This is a genomic window from Micromonospora sp. NPDC003241 (assembly GCF_053589795.1).
On record NZ_JBSFSO010000045.1, the window covers coordinates 15,331 to 32,814 of the forward strand.

Sequence of the window (17,484 nt, forward strand, 5' to 3'; positions counted from 1 at the left end):
TCAGCGGCTCCACTGCCGGGCCAGTCGGGAGCCGAGTTCCCGCAGCCCCTGGGCCGGACGTTCCATCGCCGCCGCCAGCCCGCCGCGCTCCTCGCCGCCGAAGTGCTCCACCAGGCTGTACGCGTCGGTCACGCCGACCGATGCCGCCTCGCGCCGACCGGTGCTGACCTGGCCGGCGAGCACGACGCAGGGTACGCCCCGGTCCCGGGCGGCGCCCGCCACACCGGCCACCACCTTGCCGCGCAGCGACTGGTGGTCGAACTTGCCCTCGCCGGTGACCACCAGATCGACCTCGTCGAGCACGGTCTCCAGCCCGATCGCGCGGCTGACCAGTCCGATGCCGGATTCGCACCGACCGCCGAGGGCCAGCAGCGCGGCACCGACACCGCCGGCCGCGCCGCCCCCGGGCAGCGCGCCGAGCCCGCTGGGACAGCCCGGCAGGTCGCGTTCGAGCACCTCGGCCCAGCGCCCGAGCGCGGCGTCGAGCAGCAGCACGTCAGCGCGGTCGGCGCCCTTCTGCGGCCCGAAGACGTTGCTCGCGCCGTGCAGCCCGAGCAGCGGGTTGTCGACGTCGGTGGCGGCGATCAGGCGGGCGTCGCGCAGCCGGGGCGCCCCGTCGAGCGTGGCGGCGGCGGCCAGCGCGGCACCGCCGTACGGCAGAGCGGCGCCGGTGTCGTCCAGCGGGACGGCGCCCAAGGCGGTGATCATCCCGGCGCCGCCGTCGTTGGTGCCGGAGCCGCCCAGCCCGACGACCACCGTCCGGGCGCCCGCCTCGACCGCGGCGGCGATCAACTGACCCAGCCCGTACGACGTGGTGGCCCTGGGGTTGCGTTCGGCGGGGTCGAGCAGGTGCAGTCCGCACGCCTGGGCGCTCTCCAGCCAGGCGGTCGCGCCATCGTCGGTGAGCAGGATCTCACCGGTGACGGCACGGCCCAGCGGATCGGTCGTCGGCACCGGCACCCGCCGGCCGGACAGCGCGCCGGCGAGCACGTCGAGGAAGCCCGGCCCGCCGTCGGCCAGCGGCCTGACCAGCAGATCGTCGCCGGGCGCGATCTCCCGCCAGCCGTCGGCCACCGCAGCGGCGACCTCGGGGGCCGGCAGCGTGCCGGCGAACTTGTCCGGACAGAGCAGTACGCGCATGCCTGGCAGTGTGGCAGCCCACACCGGCTCGGGCGGCACGCTGGTCATGCTGTGGGACCATGGTGGGCGTGACGTCGACCTGGGTTGAGCCCTCCAACACCGCGACTGCGCTGCTGCTTCTCGGCCGTGGCAGCGATCCCGCCACCGAGCGTGGCGTGGAGTGTCCGGGTGACCTGCCGGCACCGAGCGACCCCGATCTGGTGTCCCGGGCGGCGGCGGCCAAGGCGGCGCTCGGCGACCGGGTCTTCGTACTGGGGCACCACTACCAGCGCGACGAGGTGATCCAGTTCGCCGACGTGACCGGTGACTCGTTCAAGCTGGCCCGCGAGGCCGCCGCCCGGCCGGACGCGGAGTACATCGTCTTCTGCGGTGTGCACTTCATGGCCGAGAGCGCCGACATCCTCACCTCGGACGCCCAGCAGGTGATCCTGCCGGACCTGGCGGCCGGCTGCTCGATGGCGGACATGGCCGCGCTGCCGCAGGTCGAGAGCGCGTGGGACGTCCTGACCGAGCTGGGCATCGCGGCGCAGACGGTCCCGGTGACCTACATGAACTCGTCGGCCGACATCAAGGGCTTCGTCGGTCGCAACGGCGGGGTGGTCTGCACCTCGTCGAACGCCAAGCGGGCCCTGGAGTGGGCCTACCAGCAGGGCGAGAAGGTGCTCTTCCTGCCCGACCAGCACCTGGGCCGCAACACGGCGGTGCTGGAGATGGGCTTCTCGCTGGACGACTGCGTGCTCTACGACCCGCACAAGCCGGGCGGTGGGCTGACGCCCGAGCAGCTCCGCGACGCGCGGATGATCCTGTGGCGGGGGCACTGTTCGGTGCACGGCCGGTTCACCCTCGACAGCGTCAACGACGTACGCGAGCGGGTGCCGGGCGTGAACGTGCTGGTGCACCCGGAGTGCCGGCACGAGGTGGTCAACGCCGCCGATCTGGTCGGTTCGACGGAGTACATCATCCGTACGATCGAGGCGGCTCCGGCTGGTTCGGCATGGGCGGTCGGCACCGAGCTGAATCTGGTCCGCCGGCTCGCGCTGGCGCACCCGGACAAGCAGATCATGTTCTTGGACAAGGCCGTCTGCTACTGCTCGACGATGAACCGCATCGATCTGCCGCACCTGGTGTGGGCGCTGGAGGAGCTGGTCGCGGGTCGGGTGGTCAACCGGATCACCGTCGACGCGGACACCGCGCACCACGCGCGGGTGGCGCTGGACCAGATGCTCGCACTACCGGGCGCCTGATCACTCTCGGCAACCATTGCCGTACACAAAAGTGCCGGATCACCGATAAATGCCCCCAGGGGTAGTGTGACCGGATCCATTCTCATCACAGAGGGCTATGCTGCCGGGCGGACGAGACACCGCGGGCGTGTGCGTTTGGCCGCGACCGCGCCGTGGGTAGCCACCTGCGGTGACCCAGATCGATACGACAGCACGCACGCGCTGGAGGTTGCGTTGACCGACGACGTCCTGGTCGTACACGGAGGCACCCCGCTTCAAGGGCGGATCCGCGTGCGCGGTGCGAAGAACCTGGTTTCCAAGGCGATGGTCGCCGCCCTGCTGGGCGACAGCCCGAGCCGGTTGTTCGACGTACCCAAGATTCGCGACGTGGAGGTGGTCCGGGGCCTGCTCGGGCTGCACGGCGTCAAGGTGACCGACGGCCTCGAGGACGGCGAGCTGGTCTTCGACCCGGCCAACGTGGAGAGCGCCAGCACCGACCAGATCAACGTGCACGCCGGTTCCAGCCGGATCCCGATCCTGTTCTGCGGACCGCTGCTGCACCGCCTCGGCCACGCCTTCATCCCGGACCTGGGCGGCTGCCACATCGGTCCCCGGCCGATCGACTTCCACCTCCAGGCGCTGCGGGAGTTCGGCGCCACGGTCGAGAAGACCCCCGAAGGGCTGCACCTGTCCGCCCCGAACGGCCTGCACGGCACCAAGTTCTCGCTGCCCTACCCGAGTGTGGGCGCGACCGAGCAGGTGCTGCTCACCGCCGTGATGGCCGAGGGCGTCACCGAGCTGCGCAACGCCGCCGTGGAGCCGGAGATCATCGACCTGATCTGCATCCTGCAGAAGATGGGCGCGATCATCAAGGTGCACACCGACCGGGTCATCGAGATCCAGGGCGTGCCCCGACTGCACGGCTACACGCACCGGCCGATCCCGGACCGGATCGAGGCGGCGAGCTGGGCCGCGGCGGCTCTGGCCACCCGGGGTCACGTCGAGGTGCTCGGCGCCGAGCAGGCCGACATGATGACCTTCCTGAACGTCTTCCGCTCGGTCGGCGGCGAGTACGAGGTGACCGACGCCCGCCCGCCGAAGCTGGGCAGCCCGGGCCAGGAGGGCGGCATCCGGTTCTGGCACCCGGGCGGCGAGCTGAACGCGGTGGCCCTGGAGACCGACGTGCACCCGGGCTTCATGACCGACTGGCAGCAGCCCCTGGTGGTGGCGCTGACCCAGGCGCGGGGCCTGTCGATCGTCCACGAGACGGTCTACGAGCAGCGGCTGGGCTACACCGAGGCGCTCAACACGATGGGCGCGAACATCCAGGTCTACCGGGACTGCCTGGGCGGCACCCCGTGCCGCTTCGGCCGGCGCAACTTCAAGCACTCCGCAGTGATCGCCGGGCCGAGCAAACTGCACGCGGCCGACCTGGTCATCCCCGACCTGCGGGCCGGTTTCAGCCACCTGATCGCCGCGCTGGCCGCCGAGGGCACCTCCCGGGTGTACGGCGTCGACCTGATCAACCGGGGCTACGAGGACTTCGAGGCGAAGCTCGCCGACCTCGGCGCGCACGTCGAGCGACCCTGACCTCGGCTGGGGAATCCGGCCCCTCTCGCACGGGTCCGGTGCACCGATGTGCACCGGCCTCGTGGCGTTGGCTACCCTTGCCGCGTGCCGTCGCTGTTTCGTCGTAAGTCCGCCGACCTCGCCGATCCCGTCACCGAGCCGGAGACCCCGGCCGAGGAGGAGTCGGAGTCCACTCGTGCGCGTGGTTACACGCCGAGCAAGGGACGGGAGACGCCCAAGCGGCCCGTCAGCGGCCGCCGGCCGGCCGGCGCGACCAAGCCGCTGAGCAAGGACGAGGCCAAGGCGCTGCGTCGCCAGCGGCGGGCCGAGGCGTCGGCGGAGTTCCGGCGCGAGGGCGGTCCGCGCGACCGGGGGCCGGAGCGGCTGCTCGCCCGCAACGTGGTGGACTCCCGCCGGACCGTCGGCACCTGGTTCTTCGGCGGCGCGCTGGTCGTGCTGATCGGCTCCAACCAGGCGATGCCTCCGGAGATCCGGCTCGCCTCGAACCTGCTCTGGGGCGCGCTGGCGCTCGGCGTGGTGATCGACTCCGTGCTCATCTCGCGCAAGATCAAGAAGCTGGTCCGGGAACGTTTCCCCCGCACCGACCAGCGGATGGGCTCGCTCTACTTCTACGCGATCATGCGGTCGATCACCTTCCGCAAGCTGCGTACCCCGGAGCCTCGGGTCGCCCTCGGCGACCCGGTCTGACCCGCCGGTCGCCGCCGCGCGGCGGCGACCCTCTCCGGCCGGCGACCGGCACCGGTCACGGCACGCCGAGCAGGCGCAGCACCGCAGCGGTGCCGGCGGCGGCGAGGACCACCACCACGAACGGCGCCCGGCGCCAGGCCAGCGCCACCCCGACCAGCACCCCCGCCGGGCGGGCCCAGCCGGCGAACCCGCCCGCCTCGGTCAGCGCCGCGGTGGCCGCCAGCGCCGCCAGCAGGGCCGCCGCGCCGACCGGCAGCAACTGCCGCGCCCATGCCGGCAGGTCGAGCCGGTCCCGCAGCAGCACCCCGGCGACCCGGAAGGCGTACGTCCCGACGGCCAGCGCCACGATCGCCGCGATCAGCACGGCTCCTTCTCCCCTCGCCCGGCCGGCACCGGATCGGCCCCCGGCACGTCGACCGTCGGTGTGTCGACCGGCTGCGCAGCGATCTGCGGCGGATTGCCCGGAGCGGGAGCCTCCAGCGCGTCGACCGGCATGGAGTGCTGCGGCGTACCGCCCGGCGCGGCGGTCTGCGCTGCGTCGACCCGCGTCCGACCGGTCCGGATCCGCTGGACGGCCAGCAGCCCCGGGCCGGCCAGGGCGAGCAGCACCGGCAGGCCGGCGGGGAGCAGCGGCGTGGTGAGTACCGCCACCACGGCACCGGCCAGCGCCATCCGCCGGGTCTCGGCATCACGCAGGCTGGGCAGCAGCAGGGCGATCAGGCCGGCCGGGAAGGCCGCGTCCAGCCCGAGTGCGGCCGGGTCACCGGCCACCCCGCCGGCCAGCACGCCGAGCACGGTGCCGGCGTTCCAGGCCAGGAAGAGCAGCACCCCGGCGAGCCAGAACGCCCGGCGGCGGTCGGCACCGGGCGGCCGGGCCAGGGTGAACGCGGTCGCCTCGTCGGTCATCAGGTGACTGCCGAGCAGACGGTGCCGCAGGCGGCGGCCGATCGTGTCACCGAGGGTCAACCCAAACGGCAGGTGCCGGGCGTTGAGCAGCAGCCCGGCGAGGACGGCGGCGACCGGGCTGCCGGCGGCCAGCAACCCGACCGCCATGAACTGCGCGCCTCCGGCGTACACCAGGACCGACATCGTCACGGTGGCCCAGCCGGGTATTCCGGCCGCCACGGCGACCGCGCCGAACGAGGCGCCCACGGCGACCATCGCCGCCGCGATGGCGGCGACGTCCCGGAGGACGCCGGCCCCCGGTGTTCGTTCTGGCGTACGCATGGTTCATCATGATGAACACGCCGCTGATGTTCGTCAAATAGAACAGCATGACCGACGGAGCGAACCATGGCCCCCGAACCCACTCCCCCGTTGGCCACCATCGCCGCCGCCCTCCGCTACGAGCGGCAACGGGTGGGCATCTCCCTCACCGAGCTCGCCCGGCGGGCCGGCATCGCCAAGTCGACGCTGTCGCAACTGGAGTCCGGCGTCGGCAACCCGAGTGTGGAGACACTGTGGGCGCTGGGAGTGGCGCTCGACGTGCCGTTCAGCCGGCTGGTCGAGCCGCCGGCCACCACGGTCCGGGTGGTCCGGGCCGGGGACGGTCCCCGCATCCGTTCCGAGCACGCCGACTTCGTCGGCACGCTGCTGACCGCCGGAGCCGCGCACGCCCGCCGGGACGTGTACCTGATCGAGCTGGAGCCGGGCCGGGTGCGGACCGCCGACCCGCACACCCCGCGCAGCGTGGAGCACGTGGTGGTGGGCGCCGGCCGACTGCGCTGCGGCCCCGAACGGGACCAGGTGGAACTCGGCCCGGGAGACTACGCGACCTTCCCGGGCGACGCCCCGCACCGCTACGAGGCCCTCGCACCGGGTACGTTCGCGGTGCTGGTGATGGAGCATCCCTGACTCGTGACGGGTGCCGCGACGGCGAGTTGACCAAGGGTTGCGGATCGCTGGAAGTCCGACCCGATCAAAGCCCTAAATGTCCTGATCAATAGGATAACGTTTGAGTTCGACGAGGGTGCCGCAGTGGCGGTGAACGAGCCCACGCCGCTACCCTCCATGCGCAGCCATTCGGTGCCGGGACGAGCGACTTCACCGGCCCGCAGGGGTGCCCAGCACGACCATTTCCGACGAGGTGACATCGGCGTGAGCGAGCGGACGCGAGCCGACCACCGGGGCGCGCCCGTGAACGGGCGGACGTCGGTCCCGTGGTCTGCCGTGACCTTGCCCTCCGGTGTCGCGCCGTCCGCCGGGCCCGCCCGAGACCACGATGCCGCAGCCGGCGCCGCCACCCGGCGACGTCCCGGCCGCAGCGACGGGCCCCGCGGATGAGTCGCGGCTACGCCGACCGGTGGCCGGGCCCCGCCGATCCGTCCTGGGCCGTCGAACCGACGGCCGAGTGGCAACCCCAGTTCCCGGGCCAGCGATACCCGGGTGACATCGGCCTCGACCACCAGCCGCCACCCGGCCGCAGCCGGTCCAGCGCCGTCGGCCGCGCCGAGGTGCCGCCACTCGCCCCGACGCGGCCGGACGGCACGTACGTGGGCCGGTCCTGGGACGACGAGCCGGACGGTCGGCCGGGACGGCAGGAGATCCCGGAGCCCCGACGCCACGACGGGCCCACCAGCGCGCCACCGTACGACCGGTCGCTCGCCGGTGCGCGTCCGGAGCGACCCGGCCCCGAGGGCCGATGGTCCGAGCGCGAACGGGACGGGATCACCTGGTCCGAGATGGGCGCCCAGGGTGCCGCCGGTACACCGACCCGCCACGACCAGCGCGACGCCGACCGGTACCCGCCGAGGGACCCGGACCGCCGCGACCGGTACGTCCCGCCCGACCCAGACCGCCGCGACCAGCGGGAACCCGACCGCTACGCCCGACGCGACCCGGACCGCCGCGACCCACGGGAACCCGACCGGTACGCCCGACGCGACGCCGACCGCCGCGACGCCGACCGCTACGCCCGCCGTGACCCGGACCGACGGGACCCGGACCGACGGGACCCGGACCGACGGGACCCGGACCGACGGGACCCGGACCGACGGGACCCGGACCGACGGGACCCGGACCGCTTCGGCTGGGACGCCCCCGAGCGCGGTGACGCCGACCGGTATGACCGCGATCCGGACCGGCGCGACGCCAACCGGCGCGACCCGGACCGTCGCGACGCAGACCGGCGCGACGCAGACCGACGTGACCCAGACCGTCGCGACGCAGACCGGCGCGACGCAGACCGACGTGACGCAGACCGACGTGACGCAGACCGACGTGACCCAGACCGTCGCGACGCAGACCGGCGCGACCCGGACGGCCGTGACCCGGACCGGTACGCCCGACGCGATCCGGACCGACGCGACGACCGAGACCCCGACCGGTACGCCCGCCGTGGGACCGACCCACGTGACCCGGACCGCTTCGCCCGACGCGATCCGGACCGACGCGACGACCGAGACCCGGACCGTTATGCCCGACGCGATCCGGACCGACGCGACGACCGGGATCCGGACCGTTATGCCCGGCGTGGCCCGGACCGGTGGGACGAGCGCGACCCCGACCGCCAGCCCCAGCGCCCACGTCGGTCCGAACCCGTCGGGCGCGACGGCCGCTGGGACCGGGATGCGCCGATCTCTCCGGGCGGACGCGCGGAACCCGGTTGGGCGGCGGAGCCGGACGACGACCGGCGTCGGTCCTCCGCCGCGCGTCGACCGGCCGAGGACGCCGACCGGCGGCCGACCGGTGAACCCCCCTCACGGCCCCGCTACCAGTGGAGCAGCCACCCCGGTGAGCCGTCGGTCGACGACCGGCCCTCGGTGGAGCGGTACGACTACCGCGACGACTTCAGCGTGGGCGACCCGGACAGCGCCCCGTACCCGGACGGCTACGTCGACGAGGAGCCGATCCGCACCCGCGACGAGTGGGAGCGTCCCGAACCATCGGAACGGGATGCGGCGCCCACGGGCGGGGACCTGCCATGGCCCGCCCCCGGGCCGCTGCGCCCGAGCACGGGACGGGACCACCGCGAGTACCAGCGACCGGCGGCTCCCGAGCCCGGTACCGACCGGCACCGACCGGACGAGCGTCGCCGCGCCGACGACTTCCCGGACCCGGCGGGGCCCGAGCGGTTCGACTCGGACCGCCCGGCCGCCCGACGGCCCGACCTCGACCGGCCCGTCTCCCCGGCTCCCGACGACGACGTCCTCCGGACTGGCCGCCCCCATCTGTCGGTGGTCCCCGACCGACCGGTCTCCCCCGCGCCGGACTCGGACCGCCCGGTGTCGCCCGCCGCCGGTCGCGCCCGGCCCGTCTCCCCCGCACCGGAGCGCGGTCGACCCGACGTCACGCACCGGGACCGGCCGCTCACCGTGGTCCCGGACCGGCCCGACGACACCGACCGCGACCGGGCCGCCGGTGGTCGTCCAGATCGGGAACGTCTCGACCGTCCGGACCCGAACCGGGACCGGCCCGCCGCAGCCGCCGGGAACCGCACGCCGGCCGGGGACACCGTCCGGCCGGCGCCACTGCACCAGCACGAGGTACGCCCGGCTCCGCTGCACGAGCACCAGGTTCGTCCCGCTCCCCTGCACGACCAGCCGGTCGTCGCCACCCCGCCGCCGGCCCCGGCACCCTCGGTCGCGGCGGCACCACCCGCTGCCGGTCCGTCACCGGTCCGCCCGGTCTCCGCGCCGCCCACGCAGCGCGCCGTTCCGCCGCCACCGGCCCCCGCCACGCCGCCGCCGGTCTCCGCCCCGCCGAGCCACCGACCGGTCAGCGCCCCGCCGAGCCACCGAACGGTCGCGACACCGCCACCGACCTCCGCACCACCCCGCCACCGACCGGTCAGCGGACCACCGAGCCACCGACCCGCCGTGGTCCCTCCGCCGATCTCCGCGCCCCCCTTCTCCGCGCCACCGGATCAGCGTCCAGTAACCACACCGCCAGCGGCCTCGGCACCGCCGAGTCACCGCCCGGTCTCCGCACCGCCCACGCACGCGCCGGCCGCCGGGCCGACACGCCCGCCCATCGACCGCACGCCGCTCGAACGGCCACCGGGCGACCGCACACCGCTCGACCGCACGCCGGGCGAGCAGCCGCCGGTAGAGCGCACGCCGCTCGACCGCAGGCCGACCGAGCAGCCCCCGGGCGACCGCACGCCGGGCGACCGCAGGCCGGGCGACCGCAGGCCAGGCGAGAGGCCACCGGTCGAGCGGTCCGGGTCGGAGACGTCGGAGCCACGGGTCGCCGCCCGGAAGCCGACCCGGTTCCTCCAGCCGCCGGCCGAGCCGGCCGCGCACGCGCCGTCCCCGGTACCGGCGGAGAGCGGAGCCGGATGGTTCGGGGCAGCCGATTCCGGTCCGGCGGTCACCCCCGACCGGCCCGCCCGTCACGGTTCCCCCGAGGAACCTGAGCCGTCGTGGTTCAGCGCCGGGTCGGCCGAGACGGACCGGCCGGTCTCGGCACCGCCGACGCCGTCCCTTTCGACGCCGTCGTTCCGCCCCGATGCCGACATGTCGGCACGCCCGGACTCCGGGCCACCAGCGGCACCGGTCTCCGGACCACCGGCACGGCCGATCTCCGGACCGCCGGACCGACCCGTCTCCGGAATCCCGGACCGGCCGATCTCGGGACCGCCGGCCCGACCGGTGTCCGCGCCCGTGTTCCCGGAGACGTCCGTGGGGTCCGCCGCCGGGCTCTCCGGTCCTCATTCGACGGACTCGATACCGCAGCTCGCCATCCCGGTCTCCGCGCCGCCGGTCCTCGACACCTCGACGCCGGTCTCCGCACCACCCGGACCGCGCCCGGCGGAGCGGGACCTGCTGGCACCGGTCTCCGCACCGCCCGTCGCTCCGGTCTCCGCCGTGCCCGCCGCCCCGCCGGGTCGGACGAGCGTCACGGGCACCTCGCCGGAGACGGAGAGGTTCCCGGACCTCGACGACTCGTCGACGCCCGCTGCGCCGTTGTCCGCACCGCCGCATGATCCGACCACGCCGTCGGGCACCTCAGCGCCGTCGGACACGTCAGCTCTGCCGGACGACGCAGCAGCACCGACCACCGGCACCACGCCGTCCAGCGCCGGTACCGCGCCGTCGGACACCGGAATGCCAACGGCGGACACCGACGACGTTCTCTCCGGGACCGACCGCCCGGCCACGGACGCCGGCTCGGCCGTATCGGACGACGAGCCGGAGCCCGACGAGGCACCAGAGCCGGAGGACGAGCCCGAGGCACCGGCCGACCCGGAGCAGCTGCTGGCGCGCTACCCCTGGCGGCTCGACCCGACGACGCTACGCGAACTGGTCGACGATCCCGAGGAACTGCGGGAGCTTCGGCAGGGGCTCACCGACAAGCTCGCCTCCGCCCTGGACAACCGTTCCCGGGCCCGGTTGCTGAGCCTGCGGGCGGTGGCGTCGCGCGTCCTCGGAGATCTCGACGACGCGGTGGACGACGGCCGGATGGCGCTGACCTACGCGGAGGCGACCGGCGAGCTGCGGCGGTCCGCGCTGGCGCAGGCCCGGTTGGCGCACGTGCTGCGCTGGCGGGGCGAGTTCGCCGAGGCCGACCGGTTGTTCGCGGAGGCCAACTCGGTGGAGCTGCCGGACCGGTTGCGCGCCGCGTTGCACGAACACGCCGCGCGCTCCTGCTATGACCAGGGCCGCCTGATGGAGGCGTGCCACCACTTCGAGCGCGCCCTCGACCTGCGCGGCGAGGGGGACGCCGAGTTGCTGGCCCGGGTACGCGTCGGGCTGGACGCGATCGCCGCGCGCGCCGAGGAGGGCGGCTTCGGGCCGTACCCGCGGAGTTGGGACGAGGTGTTGGAGCGGGAGCGGCCGCCGGTGCCGGCCCGCGACGGCGACGAGGGCTTGTGGGGGTACGCGGACGGCGAGGGTGACCTGGTCGTGCCGGCCCGGTACACCGAGGCCCAGCCGTTCCGGGAGGGTCTGGCCTGGGTACGCGGCACGCAGAGCGACCGGTGGTCGTTGATCGACCTGACCGGCGAGACAGTGGTCGAGCCGACCTACCTCGCGGCCCGGCCCTTCTCCGACGGGCTGGCCTGGGTGGTGCGCGACGACAGCGGTTGGCTGGCGGTGGACACCGCCGGTGCGGTGGTGGTGCCGCCCGGCTTCGCCGAGGTGCGGCCGTTCCGCCGGGGCGTGGCGGCGGTCCGGCGGGACGGGTGGGGTGCCGTCGACCGCACCGGGCAGATCGTGGTGCCGACCCGCTACCACGGTTTCCACACCACCCTCGCCGACGGCCGGTACGTCGACGGTTTCACCGACGAGGGGCTGGCCGTGGTCGACCTGGCCGGACGCAAGGGCGTGGTGGACCGGACCGGTCAGGTGCTGGTCGCCCCGGCCCACCCGGTGCTGCTGATCCATCCGGTGGCGTTCCTGGCCACCAACGGCGTCGGGCAGTGGGGCGCGCTGGACCGGCGCGGCGGATCGCTGATCGCCCCGGTGTTCCGCAACCCGGACGAGGTCGTCGCCGAGATCGAGGGGCTACTCAGCGACGCCAGCCCGACGCTCTGACCTGGACGGACCGTTCGTCGCGACCGAGGTGCGGCGATCCTCCGCAACCGGCACGCCACCGACGACGGTGGCCACGTCGGCCGGTGCGTCGAGAATCGCCCTGGCCGTTCGTACCCCCGGTGGGGCTAGGGTCGTGGCATGGAATTCCGACACCTGGGCCGCTCCGGCCTGATGGTCAGCGAGATCTCGTACGGCAACTGGATCACCCATGGCTCGCAGGTCGAGGAGGACGCGGCGTTCGCCTGTGTCCGAGCCGCACTGGACGCCGGCATCACCACCTTCGACACCGCCGACGTGTACGCCGGCACCCGCGCCGAGGACGTCCTCGGCCGGGCGCTGGAGCAGGAGCGGCGCGAGGGCCTGGAGATCTTCACCAAGGTGTACTGGCCCACCGGTCCGGGCCGCAACGACCGGGGCCTGTCCCGCAAGCACATCATGGAGTCGATCAACGGGTCGCTGCGCCGGTTGCGGACCGACTACGTCGACCTGTACCAGGCCCACCGGTACGACTACAGCACGCCGCTGGAAGAGACGATGGAGGCGTTCGCCGACGTCGTGCACTCCGGCAAGGCGCACTACATCGGGGTCTCCGAGTGGAAGGCGTCGCAGATCCGCGAGGCCCACGCCCTCGCCAGGGAGCTGCGCATCCCGCTGGTCTCCAGCCAGCCGCAGTACTCGATGCTCTGGCGGGTCATCGAGAGCGAGGTCGTACCGACCAGTGAGGAACTGGGCATCGGTCAGATCGTCTGGTCCCCGATGGCGCAGGGCGTCCTCACCGGCAAGTACCTTCCCGGCCAGCCGCCGCCCGCCGGTTCCCGGGCCACCGACGAGAAGTCCGGCGCCGGCTTCATCGCCAAGTGGCTCACCGACGACGTGCTGACCCGGGTGCAGCAGCTCCGGCCGCTGGCCGATCAGGCCGGGCTGACCATGGCCCAGCTCGCCGTCGCCTGGGTGCTGCAGAACCCGAACGTCTCCTCGGCGATCATCGGTGCGTCCCGCCCCGAGCAGGTGCACGACACCGTCAAGGCGGCCGGGGTCAAGCTCGACGCCGGTCTGCTCAAGGCGATCGACGAGATCGTCGAGCCGGTCACCGAGCGGGACCCGGCGCGTACCGAGTCGCCGGCCGAGCGGCCCTGAGCCGGCCCGTTCCCGGCCGAGGCAGGCACGTGCCCCGGCCGGGGACGGCGGTTCAGCTCTGCCAGAAGCGGACCAGGTCCAGGCCGGTGGCGTAGAGCCAGGGCGGCAGGCCCAGGACGTCACCGATGGCGAAGACCGCGCCGAAGAACCAGCCGCCGATCGTCGGGTTCCACAGCAGCGCGAACAGCAGGATGAAGCCGTACGGCGCGAAGAGGTCGTACATCCGCCGGTACGGCGGGCTCAGCCACGGCTGGATCATGTTGCCGCCGTCGAGTCCCGGCACCGGGAGCAGGTTGAGCAGGCTGGCGGTGATCTGGAGGAAGGCGAGCAGGGCGACGGCGGCCCAGAACTCGACCGGCCCGCCGCCGGACGCGCCGAGGCGCAGCACCGCCACCAGCACCAGCGCGAACACCACGTTGGTGGCCGGGCCGGCGAGGCTGACCAGGGTGTGTCGCAGTCGTCCGGCGATCACGTGCCGGTCCACCCAGACCGCGCCGCCGGGCAGTCCGATGCCGCCGAGCAGCACCACCGCCACCGGCAACGCGATGGACAGCAGCGGATGGCTGTACTTGAGCGGGTTGAGCGTCAGGTAGCCGCGGTGGGCCACCCCCCGGTCACCGAACCGGTACGCGACCACGGCGTGGGCGTACTCGTGCAGGCAGAGCGAGACCAGCCAGCCGGTGACCACGAAGCCGAACACGGCGAGTCGGACGTTGCCCACCCCGTGCCAGGTCAGCAGCGCGCTGGTGACCAGCAACGCGACCAGGGCGAGGAACACCGGGCTGGGCCGGAACGCGGCCCGGGGTACCCCCAGCACCAGCGGCTCGGAGTCCCGGGGTGGCATCACTGGGCCGGAGGTTGGAGACTCATCCGGTAGTCCACCCGGTCGTCCTCCAGCAGCGTGACCGAGGTGACGCCGGACGCCGCGAGCTCCCGCCAGGTCTGGCCGATCCAGGACTCGGCGTCGGCCTGGCTGCCGAACGACTCCCCCGGCCCGTCGACCGACTCGCCGTTCGCGCCCTCGTACCGCCAGCTCCACGCCATGTGCGCGTCTCCCCTCGCCGCTGATGTCCCGCTGGGACGAACCCCCGCCAGCGTAGTCGCACCGCACCGCCGACCGCCCGGCCACGGGCGTCGATCGAGGGCGGACCGGTGCGCGGTCGGTGGTTGACCGTCGCCGGGCCGGGTATCTCCGGGGGAACCGGATCTTCACGGAGGCGACGATGACGACACCCATCCCGGAGATGGACACGGCACAGCTTCGCGACATGGCGGTACGCGGCGGCATCCAGGGCGCACGGGAGATGGACCGGGAGGAACTGGTCGACGCGCTGGTCGCCCGCCCCGGCGAAGGTGCCTGGCAGGAGGACCCGAAGCCGGCGGACGTCAACCCCAACGACTACATGTACCAGTCCCCCGAGCCTCGGTGAGCTGGCGCGGGAGCGTGGCCCTGCGATGCCGCTCCCGCCCGGCCGGCCGTTAAGGTACGAGCCATGTCCCTAGACGGGTGGAACACGCTCCTGGTGCTCGGCGGCATCCGCTCCGGCAAGTCGGAGTTCGCCGAGGCCCTGGTGGCCGACGCGGTCACGGTCCGGTACGTGGCCACCGCCGCCGGCGGAGGCGACGACGACGCGGAGTGGGCGGCTCGGATCGCCGCGCACCGGGAGCGCCGGCCGGCGACCTGGAGCACCGAGGAGACGGCAGACGACCCGCGCCGGCTGGCCGACGTGATCGCCAGCGCCCGGCCGGACGAGACGTTGCTCGTCGACGACCTCGGTGGCTGGGTCACGGTGCTGCTCGACCCGGCCCACCAGCCGGCCGACGACACCGCGACCGTGGCCGAGCTGGCCGCCGCCGTCCGGGACTGCCCGGCACGGCTGGTGCTGGTCAGCCCCGAGGTCGGGCTCTCCCTGGTGCCGACCACGCCGCTGGGTCGGGCCTTCACCGACGCGTTGGGCGCGGTCAACCGGGCCGTCGCCGACGCCTGCGACACCGTGGTGCTGGTGGTCGCCGGCCAGCCGGTCCGGCTGAAGCCGGCCACGCCCGAGCCGGCGCCGGCCGCCGAGACCTCGCCGGGTCCGTCCGCCGCCGTCAACGGCACGGCGGTGCCCGCACAGGCCGGCCCGAGCGACGCGCGACCGGCCGACGGTGCCGTGGCACTGCCCGCGTCGCCTCCGGTGACCACCCCCGAGGTACCGGCCGCACCGGCGCCGGTCCCGGCCGCCGACGACACCGGGTGGACCGCGCCCACCATGACGCTGCCGGTGGCCGACACCGGCCTGGTCATCCAGGCGGGCATGGACCTTCCGATGCCCGACGACTACGCCGGTCCGCAGGCGGTGGACCGGCTGGCCACGCTCGACGTGCCGGGCACCGGGCTCGGCGTCCTGGAACAGGTGGTCTCGTTCGCCGCCGCCACCCAGGGCACCCCGACCCCGGCACCCTGGCAGTCGGTCCGGGTGCTGCTGCTGCACGGCGACCACGACGGCGGAAGCGCCGCCGGTACCCGGGCCGGGGAGTCGGCCCGGCGCGCCGAGGCGGCCCGCGCCGGTCAGGGTGTGCTCGCCCGGCTGGCCGCCGAGAGCGGGGCGAGCCTGCAGGTGGTGGAGGCGCCCACCGCCGCCGCCATCGAGCACGGCCCGGCGCTCACCGCCGAGCAGGTCGACGCCGCGCTGCGGTACGGCTGGCGGCTGGCCGAGGAGGCCGTGGACTCCGGCGTACAACTGCTGGTGGTGGCGGCGTGCGGCGCCGGCACCGAGGCCGCGGCGGCGGCGGTGCTGGCCGCGACGGCCGGTGCCGAGGCGCCCGCCGTGCTCGGCCGGGTGGTCACCTCCGACGGCGAGATCGACGACGTGGCCTGGATGGCCCGGTGCGCGGCCGTCCGGGACGCCCTGCACCGCACCCGGCGGGCCTCCCGGGACGCCAAGGACGTGCTGGCCCAGCTCGGCGGTGGGGACATCGCCGTGGCCACCGGTCTCCTGCTGGGTGCGACCGCGCGACGCACGCCGGTGCTGCTGGACGGACCGGTCGGCGTGGCCGCCGGCCTGGTCAGCCGGGACCTGGCCGGGCAGGCGCGGCACTGGTGCATGCTGGCCGACCACGGCGGGCACCCGGCCGTCAAGCTGGCCTCCGACGTGCTCGGCCTGAGCCCGCTCGCGCAGCTACGGCTGGACCTCGGCGAGGGCGCCAACGCGTTGACCGTGCTGCCGCTGCTGCGCTCGGTGCTGGCGCTGGCCGCCGCGCTGCCGCCGCGCCCGTCGCACGACCCGGCCGACGGCGTGGACGAGACCGAGGAGCCGGAGCCGGACGAGCCGGACTTCCGCGAGCCCGAGCCGGCGGGCCCGGGACCGACCAGCACCGAACCGGCAGGACCGGCCGGCACCGACCCGGCGGAGCAGGGCACGCGTGCCGGCTGAGCCCCGGCTCGGCGACGGGGCGCGACTGGCCCTGACCACCTTCACCATCCTGCCGGTACGCGCCGGCCGGATCGACCGGACCACGGCCGGTACGGCGATGGCGCTCGCCCCGCTGGTCGGCGCCCTACTGGCCGTGCCGCTCGGCGCTCTCCTGCTGCTGCTCGACGCGGTCACCGCACCGCTGGTCGCCGCCGGGGTGACCGTCGCGGCGGGCGCCCTGCTCACCCGAGGTCTGCACCTGGACGGGCTGGCCGACACGGTGGACGCGCTCGGGTCGTACCGGCGAGGTCCGGCCGCGCTGGAGATCATGAAGAAGCCGGACGTCGGGCCGTTCGGCGTGGTCGCCCTGGTGCTCGTCCTGCTGGTGCAGGCCGCGGCGCTGGCGGAGCTGGCCGGCCGGTCCCGGCCGGCGACGTTCGCGGCGGTGCTGGCGGCGGTGGCGGCCGGTCGGCTCGGGGTCTCGCTGGCCTGCCGGCGGGGTGTCCCGGCGGCCCGCCCGGACGGGCTCGGCGCGTTGGTCGCCGGCACCGTCGGGCCGGTCACGCTGGCCGTGGCGACGGTCGCCGTGGCGCTGGCGGCGGTCCCGGCCGTGCCGGATCGCCCCTGGCAGGGGCCGCTGGTCGTGTTCGCCGCGCTGGCCGTCGCGGCCGGGTTGCTGCGACACGTGGTACGCCGTCTCGGCGGCATCACCGGCGACGTGCTCGGCGCCACCGTGGAGCTGGTCACCACGCTGGTCTACCTGGGTCTGGTGCTGTCCGGCTGAGCAGTGCGGTCGCCGGCGGGTAGCGTTCCTTGTCGACAGCACCGGCGCGGCCA

14 protein-coding genes are annotated in these 17,484 nt (G+C 74.5%); 9 read left to right on the plus strand and 5 right to left on the minus strand.

The genetic code is table 11. From position 1 onward, the window contains the following. Positions 1–1,140: a glycerate kinase family protein gene (locus ACWDVW_RS26755; protein ID WP_449954041.1), complete on the minus strand. Its 1,140-nt coding sequence runs from the start codon at positions 1,138–1,140 to the stop codon at positions 1–3. 68 nt (positions 1,141–1,208) lie between these two features. On the opposite strand from ACWDVW_RS26755, the gene nadA reads away from it, so the two are divergent. The 3 genes from nadA to ACWDVW_RS26770 all read left to right on the plus strand — a co-directional run bounded on the left by nadA (position 1,209) and on the right by ACWDVW_RS26770 (position 4,640). Then, positions 1,209–2,384 (plus strand): quinolinate synthase NadA, encoded by a 1,176-nt coding sequence (gene nadA, locus ACWDVW_RS26760; protein WP_350696232.1) that lies wholly within the window; start codon positions 1,209–1,211, stop codon positions 2,382–2,384. Positions 2,385–2,597: 213 nt separating this feature from the next. Beyond that, complete coding sequence (gene murA / locus ACWDVW_RS26765; protein ID WP_449954043.1) at positions 2,598–3,953, plus strand: UDP-N-acetylglucosamine 1-carboxyvinyltransferase; 1,356 nt, start codon at positions 2,598–2,600, stop codon at positions 3,951–3,953. 84 nt (positions 3,954–4,037) lie between these two features. Continuing rightward, the gene (locus ACWDVW_RS26770) at positions 4,038–4,640 is read left to right on the plus strand and encodes a DUF3043 domain-containing protein (protein ID WP_449954046.1); all 603 of its coding nucleotides are present in this window, start codon (positions 4,038–4,040) and stop codon (positions 4,638–4,640) included. A 55-nt stretch (positions 4,641–4,695) separates the two neighbouring features. Here ACWDVW_RS26770 and ACWDVW_RS26775 read toward each other — a convergent pair whose 3' ends face one another. Together ACWDVW_RS26775 and ACWDVW_RS26780 are read right to left on the minus strand one after the other, a co-directional pair. After that, positions 4,696–5,004 (minus strand): AzlD domain-containing protein, encoded by a 309-nt coding sequence (locus ACWDVW_RS26775; protein ID WP_176094924.1) that lies wholly within the window; start codon positions 5,002–5,004, stop codon positions 4,696–4,698. Then, positions 4,998–5,867, minus strand: coding sequence for an AzlC family ABC transporter permease (locus ACWDVW_RS26780; protein WP_449954050.1), 870 nt, complete (start codon positions 5,865–5,867; stop codon positions 4,998–5,000). The genes ACWDVW_RS26775 and ACWDVW_RS26780 overlap by 7 nt, the downstream gene beginning before the upstream one ends. Before the next feature lie 66 nt (positions 5,868–5,933). On the opposite strand from ACWDVW_RS26780, the gene ACWDVW_RS26785 reads away from it, so the two are divergent. The 3 genes from ACWDVW_RS26785 (at position 5,934) to ACWDVW_RS26795 (ending at position 13,252) form a co-directional block, all read left to right on the plus strand. Next, complete coding sequence (locus ACWDVW_RS26785) at positions 5,934–6,494, plus strand: helix-turn-helix domain-containing protein (protein ID WP_350696223.1); 561 nt, start codon at positions 5,934–5,936, stop codon at positions 6,492–6,494. Between the two features lie 425 nt (positions 6,495–6,919). Further along, positions 6,920–12,115: a WG repeat-containing protein gene (locus ACWDVW_RS26790; protein WP_449954053.1), complete on the plus strand. Its 5,196-nt coding sequence runs from the start codon at positions 6,920–6,922 to the stop codon at positions 12,113–12,115. A 138-nt stretch (positions 12,116–12,253) separates the two neighbouring features. Next, positions 12,254–13,252, plus strand: coding sequence for an aldo/keto reductase family protein (locus tag ACWDVW_RS26795; protein WP_449954056.1), 999 nt, complete (start codon positions 12,254–12,256; stop codon positions 13,250–13,252). Between the two features lie 52 nt (positions 13,253–13,304). On the opposite strand, the gene ACWDVW_RS26800 is transcribed toward ACWDVW_RS26795, so the two are convergent. Both ACWDVW_RS26800 and ACWDVW_RS26805 read right to left on the minus strand, forming a co-directional pair. Beyond that, positions 13,305–14,096, minus strand: a complete 792-nt coding sequence (locus ACWDVW_RS26800; RefSeq protein ID WP_449954115.1) for a site-2 protease family protein — start codon at positions 14,094–14,096, stop codon at positions 13,305–13,307. Continuing rightward, positions 14,096–14,296, minus strand: coding sequence for a hypothetical protein (locus ACWDVW_RS26805; RefSeq protein WP_350696218.1), 201 nt, complete (start codon positions 14,294–14,296; stop codon positions 14,096–14,098). The genes ACWDVW_RS26800 and ACWDVW_RS26805 overlap by 1 nt, the downstream gene beginning before the upstream one ends. Positions 14,297–14,475: 179 nt before the next feature. Between ACWDVW_RS26805 and ACWDVW_RS26810 the strand changes: the two genes are divergently transcribed. From ACWDVW_RS26810 to ACWDVW_RS26820, 3 genes are all read left to right on the plus strand, one after another. After that, complete coding sequence (locus ACWDVW_RS26810) at positions 14,476–14,682, plus strand: hypothetical protein (protein ID WP_131057367.1); 207 nt, start codon at positions 14,476–14,478, stop codon at positions 14,680–14,682. Between the two features lie 63 nt (positions 14,683–14,745). Beyond that, positions 14,746–16,668, plus strand: a complete 1,923-nt coding sequence (gene cobU / locus ACWDVW_RS26815; RefSeq protein ID WP_449954060.1) for a bifunctional adenosylcobinamide kinase/adenosylcobinamide-phosphate guanylyltransferase — start codon at positions 14,746–14,748, stop codon at positions 16,666–16,668. Then, positions 16,658–17,431, plus strand: coding sequence for an adenosylcobinamide-GDP ribazoletransferase (locus tag ACWDVW_RS26820; RefSeq protein ID WP_449954063.1), 774 nt, complete (start codon positions 16,658–16,660; stop codon positions 17,429–17,431). Before cobU ends, ACWDVW_RS26820 begins: the two co-directional genes overlap by 11 nt. The last annotated feature ends 53 nt before the right edge of the window (positions 17,432–17,484 follow it).